Origin of the sequence: Pseudomonas sp. GD04019 (assembly GCF_029837695.1) — a bacterium.
Lineage (GTDB): Bacteria > Pseudomonadota > Gammaproteobacteria > Pseudomonadales > Pseudomonadaceae > Aquipseudomonas.
This window is the reverse complement of the sequence record NZ_JAOEEA010000001.1, coordinates 394,971-409,379: the sequence shown is the minus strand read 5'-3', so window position 1 is coordinate 409,379 and position 14,409 is coordinate 394,971. Positions and strand designations below refer to the sequence as shown.

Annotated in this window: 16 protein-coding genes; 3 read left to right on the top strand and 13 right to left on the bottom strand. The window is 65.5% G+C overall.

Annotated elements, in window-relative coordinates; genetic code table 11:
• Nucleotides 1-707: 707 nt before the first annotated feature.
• The 3 genes from N7607_RS01930 to N7607_RS01920 form a co-directional block, all read right to left on the bottom strand.
• Complete coding sequence (locus N7607_RS01930) at nucleotides 708-1,442, bottom strand: DUF6882 domain-containing protein (RefSeq protein WP_279867080.1); 735 nt, start codon at nucleotides 1,440-1,442, stop codon at nucleotides 708-710.
• 76 nt (nucleotides 1,443-1,518) lie between these two features.
• Nucleotides 1,519-1,887 carry a DUF3592 domain-containing protein gene (locus N7607_RS01925; RefSeq protein WP_279867081.1) on the bottom strand — a complete coding sequence of 123 codons (369 nt, stop codon included), beginning with the start codon at nucleotides 1,885-1,887 and terminating at the stop codon, nucleotides 1,519-1,521.
• A gap of 110 nt (nucleotides 1,888-1,997) precedes the next feature.
• Nucleotides 1,998-2,351, bottom strand: coding sequence for a hypothetical protein (locus tag N7607_RS01920; RefSeq protein WP_279867083.1), 354 nt, complete (start codon nucleotides 2,349-2,351; stop codon nucleotides 1,998-2,000).
• 433 nt (nucleotides 2,352-2,784) lie between these two features.
• Here N7607_RS01920 and N7607_RS01915 point away from each other — a divergent pair, with 433 nt between their 5' ends.
• On the top strand, nucleotides 2,785-3,495 hold the full coding sequence (locus N7607_RS01915) for a hypothetical protein (protein WP_279867086.1): 711 nt from the start codon (nucleotides 2,785-2,787) through the stop codon (nucleotides 3,493-3,495).
• A 3-nt stretch (nucleotides 3,496-3,498) separates the two neighbouring features.
• Here N7607_RS01915 and N7607_RS01910 read toward each other — a convergent pair whose 3' ends face one another.
• Together N7607_RS01910 and N7607_RS01905 are read right to left on the bottom strand one after the other, a co-directional pair.
• Nucleotides 3,499-4,224 carry a transporter substrate-binding domain-containing protein gene (locus N7607_RS01910; protein ID WP_279867089.1) on the bottom strand — a complete coding sequence of 242 codons (726 nt, stop codon included), beginning with the start codon at nucleotides 4,222-4,224 and terminating at the stop codon, nucleotides 3,499-3,501.
• A 488-nt stretch (nucleotides 4,225-4,712) separates the two neighbouring features.
• Nucleotides 4,713-5,054, bottom strand: coding sequence for a zinc ribbon domain-containing protein YjdM (locus tag N7607_RS01905; protein WP_279867092.1), 342 nt, complete (start codon nucleotides 5,052-5,054; stop codon nucleotides 4,713-4,715).
• A 132-nt stretch (nucleotides 5,055-5,186) separates the two neighbouring features.
• Between N7607_RS01905 and N7607_RS01900 the strand changes: the two genes are divergently transcribed.
• Complete coding sequence (locus tag N7607_RS01900; protein ID WP_279867094.1) at nucleotides 5,187-6,059, top strand: YihY/virulence factor BrkB family protein; 873 nt, start codon at nucleotides 5,187-5,189, stop codon at nucleotides 6,057-6,059.
• Here N7607_RS01900 and N7607_RS01895 read toward each other — a convergent pair.
• The 8 genes from N7607_RS01895 to N7607_RS01860 all read right to left on the bottom strand — a co-directional run bounded on the left by N7607_RS01895 (nucleotide 6,054) and on the right by N7607_RS01860 (nucleotide 13,384).
• Nucleotides 6,054-6,953, bottom strand: coding sequence for a DMT family transporter (locus N7607_RS01895; RefSeq protein WP_279867097.1), 900 nt, complete (start codon nucleotides 6,951-6,953; stop codon nucleotides 6,054-6,056). The two genes, N7607_RS01900 and N7607_RS01895, sit on opposite strands and share 6 nt — an antisense overlap.
• Before the next feature lie 73 nt (nucleotides 6,954-7,026).
• The gene (locus tag N7607_RS01890) at nucleotides 7,027-7,494 is read right to left on the bottom strand and encodes an LEA type 2 family protein (RefSeq protein ID WP_279867099.1); all 468 of its coding nucleotides are present in this window, start codon (nucleotides 7,492-7,494) and stop codon (nucleotides 7,027-7,029) included.
• A gap of 16 nt (nucleotides 7,495-7,510) precedes the next feature.
• Complete coding sequence (locus N7607_RS01885; RefSeq protein WP_279867102.1) at nucleotides 7,511-8,272, bottom strand: transporter substrate-binding domain-containing protein; 762 nt, start codon at nucleotides 8,270-8,272, stop codon at nucleotides 7,511-7,513.
• Between the two features lie 77 nt (nucleotides 8,273-8,349).
• A complete protein-coding gene (locus N7607_RS01880) occupies nucleotides 8,350-10,413 on the bottom strand; it encodes a GGDEF domain-containing phosphodiesterase (protein ID WP_279867103.1) in 2,064 nt (687 codons plus the stop codon).
• Nucleotides 10,414-10,661: 248 nt separating this feature from the next.
• Nucleotides 10,662-11,243 carry a superoxide dismutase [Fe] gene (gene sodB / locus N7607_RS01875; protein WP_137974193.1) on the bottom strand — a complete coding sequence of 194 codons (582 nt, stop codon included), beginning with the start codon at nucleotides 11,241-11,243 and terminating at the stop codon, nucleotides 10,662-10,664.
• 230 nt (nucleotides 11,244-11,473) lie between these two features.
• On the bottom strand, nucleotides 11,474-12,313 hold the full coding sequence (locus N7607_RS01870) for an EamA family transporter (RefSeq protein ID WP_279867106.1): 840 nt from the start codon (nucleotides 12,311-12,313) through the stop codon (nucleotides 11,474-11,476).
• A gap of 59 nt (nucleotides 12,314-12,372) precedes the next feature.
• Nucleotides 12,373-12,981, bottom strand: coding sequence for a LysE/ArgO family amino acid transporter (locus N7607_RS01865; RefSeq protein ID WP_279867108.1), 609 nt, complete (start codon nucleotides 12,979-12,981; stop codon nucleotides 12,373-12,375).
• A 1-nt stretch (nucleotide 12,982) separates the two neighbouring features.
• Nucleotides 12,983-13,384, bottom strand: a complete 402-nt coding sequence (locus N7607_RS01860; protein WP_279867110.1) for an ACT domain-containing protein — start codon at nucleotides 13,382-13,384, stop codon at nucleotides 12,983-12,985.
• A 95-nt stretch (nucleotides 13,385-13,479) separates the two neighbouring features.
• Between N7607_RS01860 and N7607_RS01855 the strand changes: the two genes are divergently transcribed.
• Nucleotides 13,480-14,370: a LysR family transcriptional regulator ArgP gene (locus N7607_RS01855; protein WP_279867112.1), complete on the top strand. Its 891-nt coding sequence runs from the start codon at nucleotides 13,480-13,482 to the stop codon at nucleotides 14,368-14,370.
• The last annotated feature ends 39 nt before the right edge of the window (nucleotides 14,371-14,409 follow it).

The window sequence follows — 14,409 nt, the reverse complement described above, 5'->3', positions numbered from 1 at the left end:
CGATTCCACTCAGCCTCCTGATGGCACCCGATCCCGGCCCGACCCTTTGGTGCAAGGTTGGGAGTGCGGCGGTGGCTTCTGATTTTGTTGATGGCTCCCACGCTCCGCGTGGGAACCCCTTGAGGGACGCTCTGCGCCCCGCAGACGCGGAGCGTCTGAGGCTGCATGCCCATGCAGAGCGTGGGAACGATTGGGTAGAGCGGGTGTAACCCGCGTAGGCCGGCTGCGCGGGTTGCACCCGCTCTACGGCGAGGCATACCGACAGCGCCGAACAACCAGAAACGCGAAACCTGCATGCGCGCAAACTCCCCGTCAGAAGGCCGAGCGTAGGTGTTGCGTAGGGGGACGAGCCGCATGGATGCGGCGAGAGGCTTAAAGGGCCATGGATGGCCCTGGTAAGCCGGCCCCCGGAGCGGCACCGGAGGGAGGGAAGTCGAGCGCAGCGAGACCCGTATGCCGGGGTGTGTTTCTTTGCTTACTCTTCTTTGCACAAGCAAAGAAAGTGAGTCGCCCAGCAGGGCGAAACCATGCCGCCAGGCACCTTCAATAATGAGCGAGCGCACCGCATGGGGCGGCACCGGAGCAGTCCGTTGGCGAGGAATCGTGGCAATGAAGGCCATGAACGCATCCTTGCAGGTCGATGCTCCCGACCATACTGCGAATACTGGCCCAACGCCATAGCTGACAACTCGGCCAGCAACTGCCCCTCAATTCACCCAGCGCGCCTGCCTCACCACCATATGCAGAAACCCATTATCACTAGGCGCGCGATAGGCCCCGATGGCGCCCAGATGCTTGGCCATCACCGCCGTCATCTCCCAGCCATCGACCGGCTCCGCCGCCCAGGTGGCGCAGGCCAGCTTGAGTAAACCCTGCGAGTCGCCCAGTTCGCGTATGGCCCGCGAGCCCGTCCGTACCTGCTCCAGTAGCGAGTCATTGGCCCAGGCCCACATCCAGGTATTGGAGTGGCTGGAAAAGCTGCCGACGAAATCGATATCGCACTCCACGACCGGTTTGCCACCGTTGGAGAACACCAGCGTGGCGTTTTCCTGGTACCAGTCCCAGCGCTCGTAGTCGCCGATGCCGTAGGTTTCCATAAAGCTGGCCTGCCGCGCCTGCAGGTATTCGAAGCTCTCGCTGATCAGCTCAATCAGGGCCTCCTCGTCCTGCTGCCAGTTGCGTTCGCGAATCTCGCAGTAGCAACCGGCGCAGACCATCTTGATGTCGGCGAAGGTTTCGGAGCGGTCATTCCATTCGCCTTCCTGCTCCAGCATGGCTTCGCACTGGTCGCACCAGGCGTCCGGATAGGCGTCGTCGGGGCGTTCCGGGTCGTAGCCGACATTGAATCCCTGGTTCTCGCCTGCCGGCAGGTGCTGACAGATGAAGGCGGCGGCGGTTTTGCCGTGTGTGCCACATTCCACGGGGAGTTCTTCGTCGCTCATGGGCTGTCCTTGGAGGAGGTGCTGTGGTTGCAACAGTTGCTGGGGGCTAGCCAAGTTACGCCTTGGGTTCGGGCGGTCAAATATGTTTCAACAGGCTCCGCTCGGGCTCCTTCGGGTTGTAATACACCCGTACCCGTTGCCCCACCGGATACTCCGCCAGCTCCCGCTGGGCGTTTGTCTCCCAGCTATAGCGGGTGCGCCGGATGCGCAAACGATCACTTGTGTAGCCAACCCCGTCCACGTTGTACGAATACTGCACCCGCACCTCGTATTCGTAGCGCACGGAGGATCGCTGCTCCGTAGTCCGGGTAATGTGTGATTCAGTAATCACGCCTTCTACCGTTGGCCATTCCCGCGAGTCGCCCATCTCCAGCGCCTGCTGGATGGCGAAGTACATCATCACGCCGAACACCAGCGCATACAGCAGATTCTTCAGGGAAAGCATGGGCATCCATCCATTGGATTGGCGGGGGAGCGAACCTAGCGCATTCGCCGCTCGCGGCACAACTCACGGCCCCTGAATGAAGAAGCCCCGCATGGGCGGGGCTTCCTGGTTCACCAGCGACGGCCATGACCGTGATGGTGGTGATGGCGGCGGTGGTGCTTGCGCCAGTGCTTGTGGTGGTAGCGCGGCTCGGCCACGTAGTACACCGGGGCCGGTTGGTAATACACCGGGCGGGGCTCGTAGTAGACCGGGCGCGGTTCGTAATAGACGACGGGGGGCGGGGCGTACACCGGCTCCGGCTCGTAGACCCGCACCGGCCGCTGGCTGGCCAGCACTCCGCCTATGATGGCGCCGGCGGCGACACCGATGGCCACATCGCCGCCGTCTGCTGCTTGGGCCTGTTGCTCGCCAGCGAGGAACAGGCTGGCAATCAGACCAGTGATGATGGGGATACGCGAAAGCATGGTCGAAGCTCCTGTGGGAAACCGGTCGTCCGGTTACAGCTTTCGACTGCGCTTCGTTCAGCGCATTGCGCGGGGCAGTGTAAATCCTGTGTAAACGCCGGATTCATGGGGGGGCGCGATAGCGGCTCAGCGGGTGGCGCTGGCCTGGCAGCGCTTCTGCGTTGCTGCGCCCTGGCCCAATGGAGTGCGGGAGGCGTACTCGCGCGCTGGTTCGGGCTTGGCGGTGCCCGGACAGATCGCCTTCATGTTGCTGCTGTCCTCGCAGCCGAACAGTTTGTGATCAGGGGAGTTAATTGGCGATCGTGGCCTCGGGTTGCGGACGTGGAGTGGGCCTCGCGCAAGCCTTCCCCAGTGGAGGCATGGCGCACGGTGCGGCGGCAGCTTTTGCGCTTTACTGCTAGCCGAGGGTTCGTAGGAGAGCGGGGGCAATCCGATGACGAAGCTGGTCTGCGCCGTTGCGGCGCTGCTGTTGGTGTTCGGCCTGGGCGGTTGCTCCGGCCGTCTGGCGCACGAGTCCATCGTCAGCAAGAGCAGCGAGCCACAGGCCGGCGAGTTCCTGCAGAGCGACGTGGACCGCATGGCGACCCTGGCCATGCGCGACAACCTCAACAGCCTGTACCAGTTGATGAGCAAGCTGTACCAGCGCAACCCGCAGGAATGGCGCAAGACCGGCCTGACCACGCGGGCCGAGGCGGAGCAGGCGATCCACCTGGCCATTGAGCAGAACCAGCCGTTGCCGCAGCTGAAGGGGCGGCGCGATGTGGCGGCGCTCAGTTACTCGCTGGGGCCGGACTTCCAGGGCGACCGGGTCGGCGCTTTCATCTATGCCCTGGGCAGCATGCTGGTGACCGCCCATGGCGGGCGCACCGAGTTCTACCTGACCGACTCCTTCGACGCCCAGTTCATCTACAACGCCGCGCGCAATATCGAGAAGGCCGCCTGGATGCTCGCCCAGCGCCGCGACGCCCAGGGCCGGCCGCTGCTGCTGTCCAACGAGGGCAGCAACCTCAGCTACGCGGTGGAGTTCGGCAAGATGACCGCGCGCCTGGACCTGCTCACCCATGTGCTTGAGGAACGCTACCGGCGCCTCGGGGTGAACTACGCGCAGAGCCTGCTGTTCCTCAATTTTCTGCCGGTGCAGTGAGTTTCACTCCTCCCACTTGCGCAATACCTTCTCCAGTTCCCCGCTGGCCCGCACCTTCTCCAGCGCTACGCCAAACTGCCTGGCACGCTGGCTGTCGCCCTTGGCGAAGGCCACATAGCGCGGCATCTCCACCAGCGCAGTGGGCAGCACGCGCACCTGCTCCTGGGCGCGTTGCTCCTGAATGAAATACAGCAGCTGGGTGCGGTCGCCGACGATGATGTCGATGCGCCCGGCCAGCAGCATGGACACCAGCTGGCGCGGGTTCTGCGCGCTGGTATCGCGGCGCAGGTCGGCCTTGTCGAAGGTGGACTCGTAGGCGTACCCGCGCACCTGGCCGATGACGAACGGGGTGAGGTCGTCCAGGGACTTCCAGTCCTGCAGGCTGATCTTGTGGCTGGTCATGAATACGGTGGAGCCGGTGCGGATCGGCCCGACCAACTCGTACTGGGCCATGCGCTCGGGCGTGCCGGCGAACTGGAAGGCCATTTCCGCCTCGTTGCGTTCGAGCATGCGTTTGACCCGCTCCCAGGGGTACAGGCGCAGGCTGTAGGCGACGCCGGCTTCCTTCATCACTGCCTCGACCAGGTCCACGTCGACCCCGCGTGGCGTGTCGTCTTCCTGGGTGACGAAGCTGTAGGGGGCGAACTGTTCGTCGCCAACCACCCGCCAGGTTTCGGCGGCCAGCAGCGGGCTGACAAGCAGGAGAAGAATGAGCGAAAGGCTGCGCATGCTGGCCTCCCTTGGGCGCTCCGGGGCACGTTGCGCGCCCCGCTTATCTCAGCCTAGTCGACCCACGCGCCGGAGGAAGGATTTGCCTTTGCGACAGGCCCGAGCGACACGCACCGTGCAGCTATCGCCGGTACGGGGCTGGCACAGACGGAGGAAGCCGTCATGCCTGAAGTCACCGAAGAAAACATCGAGACGCTGAAGGACGCCGAGTGGTAGGTACGACTCAGGCTTTCCGCCGGACCTGTTCTTTTCCGTGAAAGGTGCAGGCAAGCGCTGGGCCTACAAGCCGCATCTGCTTCTGCACTATGCAATCGGAGGAGAGCTGCAATCGCAGGCCTGGAAGAACGCGCTGGGACAGAGCGCCTACTGGTTCTCGGGGGCGAATGGCCCGCATTCGGTGCTGTGCCCGAGCCGCTGAAGGCCCAGGCCGAGTGGTTGAAGGGCAATCTGCAGTGATGCCAGGCCCGGCCTCGCGCCGGGCCTTCTTCTCACACCTTGCGCACGAACTCGGACTTGAGCTTCATCGGGCCGATGCCGTCGATCTTGCAGTCGATGTCGTGGTCGCCGCCGCACAGGCGGATGTTCTTCACCTTGGTGCCGACCTTGACCACCAGCGAAGTGCCCTTGACCTTGAGATCCTTGATCACGGTGATGCTGTCGCCGTCCTGCAGCAGATTGCCCACCGAGTCCTTGATCACGCGCTCACCGTCGCCGGCTTCCGGCGCCGCATCGGCCGACCACTCGTGGGCGCATTCCGGGCACACCAGCTGGCTGCCATCCTCGTAGGTGTATTCGGAGCCGCAGTGCGGGCAGGGTGGCAGGGTGCTCATGGCGGTACCTCGGTCGGAGCGGAAAGGCCGCAGATTGTATAGGGCTTTGTCGTGGCATGGGCGATTGGTCGAACCGATGGCGCTGCTCTGCCGTCCCACCTTGCAGGGAGAGCATGAGGATGCGGAGGAGCCATGCCATTCATCGACCTGCGCGGCGTGTCCTGGTGGACCATCGTTCGCAACACCGCCACCGACTTCATCGACGACGAACTGCCCACCTACGCCTCGGCGCTGGCGTTCCAGCTGTTCTTCTCGCTGTTTCCCTTCCTACTGTTCCTCATCGCCCTGATCGGCGTGCTGGATGCCCAGCCGATCTTCGACTGGCTGCACCAGCAGGCCGAGCTGGTGCTGCCGCAGGATGCGCTGGGGCTGGTCGACCCGGTGATCGCCCAGCTGCAGACCCAGCAGGTCGGGTTGTTCTCCATCGGTATCTTGCTGGCCCTGTGGACCTCGTCGGCGGCGGTGCGCTCGACCATGGCGGCGATGAACCGCGCCTACGGCGTGGAGGACGGGCGCCCGGCCTGGAAGCTGGTGCCGCTGTCGCTGCTCTATACCTTGGCCATCGCCGCCGCCCTGCTGCTGGCCGCGGCATTGATGGTGCTCGGGCCGCAGGCGATGAACTGGCTGGCCATGCAGGTAGGGCTGGAGGAGACGGTGGTGCTGCTCTGGGCGTGGCTGCGCTGGCCGCTGGCGGTGCTGATGCTGGTGCTGGTGGTCGCCGCCGTGTACTACCTGGCGCCGGACGTGGAGCAGGAGTTTCGCTTCATCACTCCCGGCTCGATCCTGGCGGTGGTGGTGTGGATCGCCGCCTCGCTGGGCTTCGGCTACTACGCGCAGAACTTCGCCGACTACAACGCCACCTACGGCAGCATCGGCGCCATCATCGTGTTCCTGCTGTACCTGTACATCTCCTCGGCGGTGCTGCTGCTCGGCGCCGAGCTCAATGCGGTGATCGAGCACCTCGCCCACGAGGGCAAGGAGCCGGGCGAGAAGCAGGCGTCATGAGGCGGTTGCCCGGCTCTCTCGTATGCTCCGCGGGCGCCACGCGCCGAGCAGGATGGCACCGAGCACCAGCGACATTCCCAGCGCGTGGCTCAACGCGAAGCTCTCGCCTAGCCCCAGAACCGCAACCAGAGCGGCGCTGACTGGCATCAGGCCGGTGAACAGCCCGGCGATGTTGGCCGGTACCTGGCGTATACCTCGATACCAGAGGAGAAAGGACAGCACGCTCGCGGTGATCGCATAGAACATCAGCAAGCCCCAGGTAGCAGCAGTTGGTGTGTGCCAATCGAAGGCCAGCAACTGCGGCAGCGCCAGAGGGAGGAACAGCAGCAGGCCGACCAGATTGACGCCGAAGGCCATGGCCCAGGGATGAAGACGCAGCGACAGCCATCGTGAGTAGATGGCGAACAGTGCCTCAGCCAACACTGCACCCAGCACCATCAGGTTGCCCAACAGGCTGTCGCGGCCTCCGTCAGCTTCCAGCAGATTGAGCAGAGCGATGCCTCCGACCGCTAGCACGATGGCCAGCGCACTGCGTGTGTCGACCCGTTCGCGCAGCCACAACCAGGCGAGCAAGGCGATCAGGCAGGGGGTAGCACTGGTGATGATGCCGGCACTGGTGGCGGAGGTCAGCGTCACGCCATAGAGCATGAAAAGGCTGAACAGGAAGCAGCCGAAGAAGGATTGCAGGAACAGACCACGTGCTGCGCCACGATCCAGTCCGCGCCGTACCGGCCTGCTGAGCATTCCGGGGGCCAGCGCCAGGCAAGCGATGAGAAAGCGCAGGAAGGCGAACAGGAACACGGGGAAGTCAGCGAGTACGGCCTTTCCGATGGCGATGTTGCCTCCCACCATCAGCATTGAAAGAGCCAGGCAAACCAGCGCGACGAGGGGCATGCGATCATCCTTGAGAGCGCACCTTATTGGGTGTACGCCAGGTGCACTGCCTGCAACAAGACCGGTGCGTGCTTCACGGGGTGCTGGCCGGTTGCGGCCAGTTCAGGGTGCCGGCGTCGCTGAAGCGGGTGGTACCCAGCAGTCCGCCGCCCAGCTTGCCGCTCAGCTCATAGGGTAGGTCGCGCCCATTCTGATAACCGGCTGCCGCCCAGGCCTGGCGCATTACCGAGAACGCGGAAATGCTCAGCGGCACCCGCAGCAGCGCCTCGCCATAACGCGGCACCTGTCCCGTCTGGTCGCTCACGCCGCTGGCCAGCGGCTGGCCATTGACGTCCAGTTTCAGGGCCACGCCGTCATAGTCGACGGGATTGTCGTTGGGGTTCTGCACCCGCAACACCACGGCAAAGTGCATCTCCATCCCCTGCGCCGGCAATGGCTCCATTCCGACCAGATCGATCCGCAGCGGATCGCGCGGCGCGAGCGAGGCGCAGCTGGTCAGGGTGAGGATCAGCAGCAGGGCATGGATCAAGCGTTGGCGCATGCGGGAACGTCTCGCGTCAGTGGAGGACTGCCGGGGCTTCTCGCTGTAGACGTATGGCGTTATCGAAGCGTTCCACCACCGCGCGCGGGACTTCGCGGGAGAACATCAGGTGCATGGGCTCTTCCGGGTGTTCGCTGACGTTGAACACGCGCATCGGTTGGCCGCCGACCGCTTGCTGGGCACGGGCCACGCTGGCCTCCACCAGGTAGCCGTCGATGCGACCCAGGATCAGCATCTGGTGCAGTTGCTGATCCCAGCGCACTTCCAGGCGCTGCTCACGGGTGGCGGGATCGCGGACTATCGGCTCCAGGGCGTCGCCGTAGTAGAAGCCACGGATCAGGCCGAGCATGTGCGGCTGGCCGCCGGGTCTGTGCTCGGCCAGCCAGGCCACCAGCGATAGCTCGCCGGTGTCTTGTTGCTGGCTGCCCTCGGGTACCCGTACCACCAGCACCATCTGCTCCAGGCGGTAGGTCTGGCTGAACTGGGCGTAGGCCTCGCGCTCGGCGGTGCGGCTGGCGCCGTAGAGCATGTCCAGTTGTCCGCGCTTGAGCAGTTGCAGGGCACGGGCCCAGGGTACTTCGATGAACTCCAGGCTGCAGCCGGCGCCGTTGGCCAGTTGCAGCAGCAACTGGTACTCGCTGCCGGTGAGCTGACCGTCGTGTTGATGGATCAGCGGGAACCATTCCTCCCAGCCAACCTTGAGCCGGCAGGGCGAATCTTCGGCCGTGGCGGTGCTGCTCAGGAGCAGGATGAGGATCAGGAGGAGGGCTGACTTCATGTGGGGACTGCGGCGGAAAAGGTGTGCCTGCAGTCTAGAGGCCGCACCACTCCGTCGGCGCTTGGCGCGACGGAGGGTCAGAGGGTAGCGGGGTTGCTGGCGTTGCTCAGGCGGCGGGCCTGCTTGAGGTAGAGGGTCAGTTCGCGGGCCGGCAGAGGTTTGCTGTACAGGTAGCCCTGACCCTCGTTGCAGCCCTGGGCGATGATGTAGGCCTCCTGCTCGGCGGTCTCCACGCCCTCGGCGATCACCTGCATGCCCAGGCTCTTGCCCAGCTGGATGATGGCGCGAACGATGGTGGCATCGTCTTCGTCATCCAGCAGGTCCTGCACGAAGCTCTTGTCGATCTTGATCTTGTCCAGCGGCAGACTCTTCAGGTAGCTCAGCGAGGAGTAGCCGGTACCGAAGTCGTCGATGGCGATCAGCGCGCCGGCGCGGCGCAGGCTGAGCAGGTGCTGGGCAGCGGTGCTGATGTCTTCCATCAGGCCGGTCTCGGTGACTTCCAGCTCCAGGCTGCGTGCCGGCAGGCGATAGACCTGCAGCAGGTTGCTGACCATGCGCGGTAGTTCGGCGTGGTGCAGCTGCACGGTGGACAGGTTGACCGCCATGCGCAGGTCGCTGAAGCCCTGGTCGTGCCATTCGCGCAGCTGGCGGCAGGCCTGGTCCAGCACCCATTCGCCGATGGCGATGATGGTGCCGTTCTGCTCGGCCAGCGGGATGAACAGGTCTGGCGGAACGAAGCCGTGTTGCGGGTGCTGCCAGCGGATCAGCGCTTCGACGCCGACAACATGGTGATCGCGGTAGTCGACCTGCGGCTGGAACACCAGGTGCATCTCGTTGCGGCTGAGCGCTTCGCGCAGTTCCTTCTCCAGCTCGCGGCGGCGACGCATCTCGCTGTCGACGCTGGCGATGTAGAACTGGTAGCGGTTGCGCGAACGGCTCTTGGCCAGGGTCATGGTCTGTTCGGCTTTCTGCAGCAGCTTCTCGGTGCTGTCGCCGTCTTCCGGGAATAGGGTGATGCCGATGGTGGCGCGCAGGCGTACTTCCTGCTGCTCCAGGGCGAAGGGGGTGTCCAGGCTGTCGAGGATGCTCTGGGCCAGCTCCGCGGCCTCATAAGGCTGCTCGATGTCGGCCTGGACCAGGGCGAACTGGTCGCCACCCAGGCGGGCCAGGGCGCCGAGGCGGCCGCTGTGGCTGCGCAGGCGGTCGGACAGGGCCAGCAGCAGCTGGTCGCCGGTCTGGTAGCTGAACTGTTCGTTGATGCCCTTGAAGTCGTCCAGGCCGACGCACAGCACGGCCACGCGGCGCTGCAGGCGGCCGGCGTCGTCGAGGATCTGGTCGAGCTGCTGCTGCAGTTGCTGGCGGTTGGGCAGGCCGGTGAGGAAGTCGTACTGCGACATGCGCAGCAGGCTGTTCTCGGCCTCGCGGCGCAGGTGGGTGTTGCGCTCGATGGATTCCAGCAACTGGTTGGCGGTGTTGATCCACAGCCCCAGTTCGTTCTTCTCGTTGCCGCGCAGCATTGGCAGCTTGTGCTCGCTGGGGCGGTCCGGATTGATGTGGGTCAGGTGCTCGATGATCTTCGACAGGGGCTTGGTCAGCAGCCAGTGGTAGACCATGTACAGCACCAGGGCCATGGCCAGGGCGCGCAGCACGCCGGAGACGAAGATGATCACCGAGGTGGTGATGAAGTTCTCGCCATAGCTGGCGGTGTCCAGGGTGATGGTCAGATCGCCGTAATACTCGGTGTACGGGCCCTTGCCGACCAGCTGGGTGGTGAAGGTCTGTTCCTTGCCGAGGATCGGGTCGGTGATCCAGCGGCTGGGGGAGGGCTGCAGCTCGCGGGAGCGTTCGGCGAGCATCGGTTCGTTCGGGTGGCCGATGGCGGCATAGCGCACGGCCTCATGCTGGAACAGGCCCTCGATGACCTGCATGCCCATCTCGCGATCGAGACTGTAGACGGCCTGGGTGGACGGGTCGCGGAACATGCCGAGGATGCGCTGGGCATCGCTGGCCACGGCCTGGCGGGTCTTGTAGATGTCGAAGACGATCTGCCCGCAGCTCAGCACTACCCCGACCACCAATGCCGACATCAGGACAACACGCAGCAGTTTCAGTGACAGGCTGTTTTTCAGATCCAGCTTCAAATGCGTATTCCTTGTTCGCCGCCGGAGGCTCATGACCGTTGTGAGTATTGGCAAATGCGCGTGAGCCGTCAAAGGGCCATTACGTCATATCCCATATTTTTCGGGCCTGCATCGGCGAGACGATGGCCGGCGATGGCGATGCGAATCATTCGTCGTCAGCCGCGGGCATTGGCGCTCGAGAAGGCGCCGGGCGCGCCAACGAAAAAGCCCGGCTAGAGGCCGGGCTTTTGGCGAACGCTGGAGGCGACTCAGGCGGCGAAGTTCTTTGCCACGAAGTCCCAGTTGACCAGGTTCCAGAACGCCTCGACGTACTTCGGACGCAGGTTGCGGTAGTCGATGTAGTAGGCGTGTTCCCACACGTCGCAGGTCAGCAGCGGGGTGTCGCCGCTGGTCAGCGGGCAGCCGGCGCCGATGGTGCTGGCCAGGGCCAGGGAGCCGTCGGCCTTCTTCACCAGCCAGCCCCAGCCGGAACCGAAGGTGCCGATGGAGACCTTGCTGAACTCTTCCTTGAACTTGTCGAAGGAACCGAAGGTGGCGTTGATGGCATCGGCCAGGGCGCCGGTCGGCTGGCCACCGCCGTTCGGCGACAGGCAGTTCCAGTAGAAGGTGTGGTTCCAGATCTGCGCGGCGTTGTTGAACACGCCGCCGGAGGAAGTCTTGATGATCTCTTCCAGGCTCTTGCCTTCGAACTCGGTGCCCGGCACCAGGTTGTTCAGGTTCACCACGTAGGCGTTGTGGTGCTTGCCGTGATGGTATTCCAGGGTCTCGGCGGACAGGTGCGGCTCGAGGGCGTTTTTCTCATACGGCAGCGGCGGCAATTCGAAAGCCATGGTCTATCTCCTCATCATCAGGTCGGGATATGTGCGACTAGCGCAGGCCGTTCACGGGGCGGCCGGAATACGGGCGGCGACGAGTTTGTACTCTTTAATGTGCCGCGAGGCCGGGATCATAGCACCCGACCCTGGCCTTATCCACGCAGCAACTGTGTGGGAAAGCCGATGCCAGGGGCTTCGCCGGCCCTTGTTTGGGACCGGCGGCCGGGCGGGAAGTGCAGGGCGAGTCAGGCCAGTTTCATCAGCGCCACGCCGGCGGCGATCACGCAGCAGGCGATCAGGCGCAGTGCCGGCATCGACTCCTTGAGGAACAGCCAGCCGATCAGCAGGGCGAACAGCACGCTGGTTTCGCGCAGGGCCGAGACCATGGCCACCGGCGCCTGGGTGGTGGCCCAGATCACCAGGCCGTAGGCCAGCATCGACATGGCGCCGCCGGCCAGGCCGCCGCGCCAGTGCGGTCCCAGTTGCAGGAAGATGCGCGGGCCACGGCGCAGGGTGATGACGGTGGTCGCCACCACGCCGTTGACCGCGAACAGCCACAGCGCATAGCCGATGGCGTCGCCGTTGCTGCGCGCGCCAAGGGCGTCGGCCAGGGTGTAGCCGGCGATGCAGGCCGCCGTGGCCAGGGCATTGAGCAGCAGCGGGCCGTTGGGCGCGGCGCCGTGGCCACCACGCCAGGCCATCAGCCAGATGCCGCCGACCAGCACCAGCAGACCCGTCCATTGCCCCGCATGCAGCGCATCCCCGGCCAGCAGCGCCAGCAGGGCGACCAGCAGTGGCGAGCTGCCCCGGGCGATCGGATAGGCCTGGGACAGATCGCCATGCTGGTAAGCCCGTGAGAGGAAGATGTTGTAGCCAATGTGCAGCAGGGCGGAGATGGCGATGTAGGGCCAGGCGCCTGTCAGCGGGGTATTGAAGAAGGGCAGCGCCAGTAGGGCGATGCAGCCGGCGCCGATCTGGATCAGCGAGGCGGTGAGGAAGCGGTCGAGGCCGATCTTCAGCAGGGCGTTCCAGCCCGCGTGCAGCACTGCAGCGGCCATCACCACGGCAAACACCGTCGTATCCAAGAGCGCTCTCCAGAGCCCGGGTTTGAGCGCCGCAGCATAACGCTGCGACACCACTGCGGTCATGCGCCAGGCGCGTTGGCGATCAGCTGCCAGGCCACGGCAAACATCATGGCGGCCACCGCCAGGTCGAGCAGGCGCCAGGTGGCCGGGCGCGCCAGCCAGGGGGCGAGCCAGGCGGCACCCAGAGCGAGGGTGAAGAACCAGATCAGCGAGGCACTGGCCGCGCCCAGGGCGTAGGCCCCGGGCACCGGTTGCTGGGCGCCGAGGGAGCCGATCAGCAGCACGGTGTCCAGGTACACGTGCGGGTTGAGCAGGGTCACCGCCAGGGCCGCCAGCAGCACGGCGCGGCGCGAGCGCGGGCCGCTGTCCTGCTGCCGTAGGGCCTGCGGGCTGAGTGCGCGGCGCAGCGCCTGCACGCCCAGCCAGAGCAGGAAGGCCGCGCCGCCCCAGCGCGCCACGGCGAGCAGCAGCGGACTCTTCGCCAGCACGGCCGCCAGGCCGAATACCCCGGCGGTGACCAGCAGGGCGTCGCACAGCACGCACAGCGCGGCCACCGGCAGATGGTGTTCGCGGCGCAGGCTCTGGGCCAGGACGAAGGCATTCTGCGCGCCGATGGCGACGATCAGCCCGGCCGCCACCAGCAGGCCGTTGAGGTAGCTCTGCCACATTTCAGCGGCTCTCCGCCGCCAGGCGCTGCAGCGTCGCCAGGGCGCGCTCGGCGTCGGCCTGGGCGACGAACAGATGGTCGTGGTGGTAGCCGGCGATCACGTTGCAGCTGATGCCTCCCCTGGCCAGCGCGGTGGCGAAGGCGGCGGTGAGGCCGACGGCCGCCAGCGAGGAATGTACTTCCAAGGTGATCCAGGCGGCCACGTAGTCGTAGGCCAGGTTGAGGCGATCCGCCTCGGCGCGCGGCAGGATCAGGGTGGTGCCTTCCGCTTCGCGGAAGCTGCCGACGGCCACGGCGTCATGCAGCACGGTCGGGCCGGCCACCGAGCAGAACACGAACTCGCCCGGGTTGAGGCGCGGCGACAGGGTGGCGAGCAGTTTGCTCAGTTTGGTTTCGCCGGTCATGGCGGAGTCCTTGTGAGGGTTGCGATGCTGGCCAGTCTGGGCAGATCGGCTGTATAAGAAAAACAAATCATGCTGATCTCTCATTAGGAGAACTGATGTTCGACTACAAGCTGCTGGCGGCCCTCGCTGCCGTGGTGGAGCAGGGTGGCTTCGAGCGTGCCGCGCAGTTGCTCGGCCTGTCGCAGTCGGCGGTGTCGCAGCGGATCAAGCTGCTCGAGGCGCGGGTCGGCCAGCCGGTGCTGCTGCGCGCCGCGCCGCCGGCACCCACCGAGATCGGCCGGCGCCTGCTCAACCATGTGCAGCAGGTGCGCCTGCTCGAACGCGATCTGCAGGGCCAGGTGCCGGCACTGGACGAGGGCGGCAGCGCGGAGCGCCTGCGTATCGCGTTGAACGCCGACAGCCTGGCGACCTGGTGGGCGCCGCTGATGGGCGACTTCTGCGCCGAGCACCGCCTGCTGCTGGACCTGGTGGTGGAGGATCAGGACGTCGGCCTCAAGCGCATGCGTGCCGGCGAGGTGGCCGGTTGTGTGTGCGCCGCCGAGCGCCCGGTGGCCGGTGCCCGTGCCCTGGCACTGGGTGCCATGCGCTACCGCGCGCTGGCCAGCCCGGCCTTCATCGCGCGGCATTTTCCCCAGGGCGTGGACCTGCAGCGCCTGGGTCAGGTGCCGGCCATCGTCTTCGGCCCGGACGATTTGCTGCAGCACCGCTACCTGGCGGGGCTGGGGATCGGCGGCGGTTTTACCCACCACCTGTGCCCGTCGTCGGAGGGCTTCGTGCGCCTGACCAGCGCCGGCTTCGGCTGGGGCCTGGTGCCCGAACTGCAGGTGCAGCGCGAGCTGGCGACCGGAGTGCTGGTGGAGCTGCTGCCGGGACGGCCGCTGGATGTGCCGCTGTATTGGCATCACTGGCGCAATGGCGGCGAGCTGCTGAATCAGCTGACTCGCCATCTGGAGAATGGCGTGGGTGAGTGGTTGGTCAATCCGTAGGGTGTACTCGCCGTGGGCAGTACATCGTGGTGCCCGGTG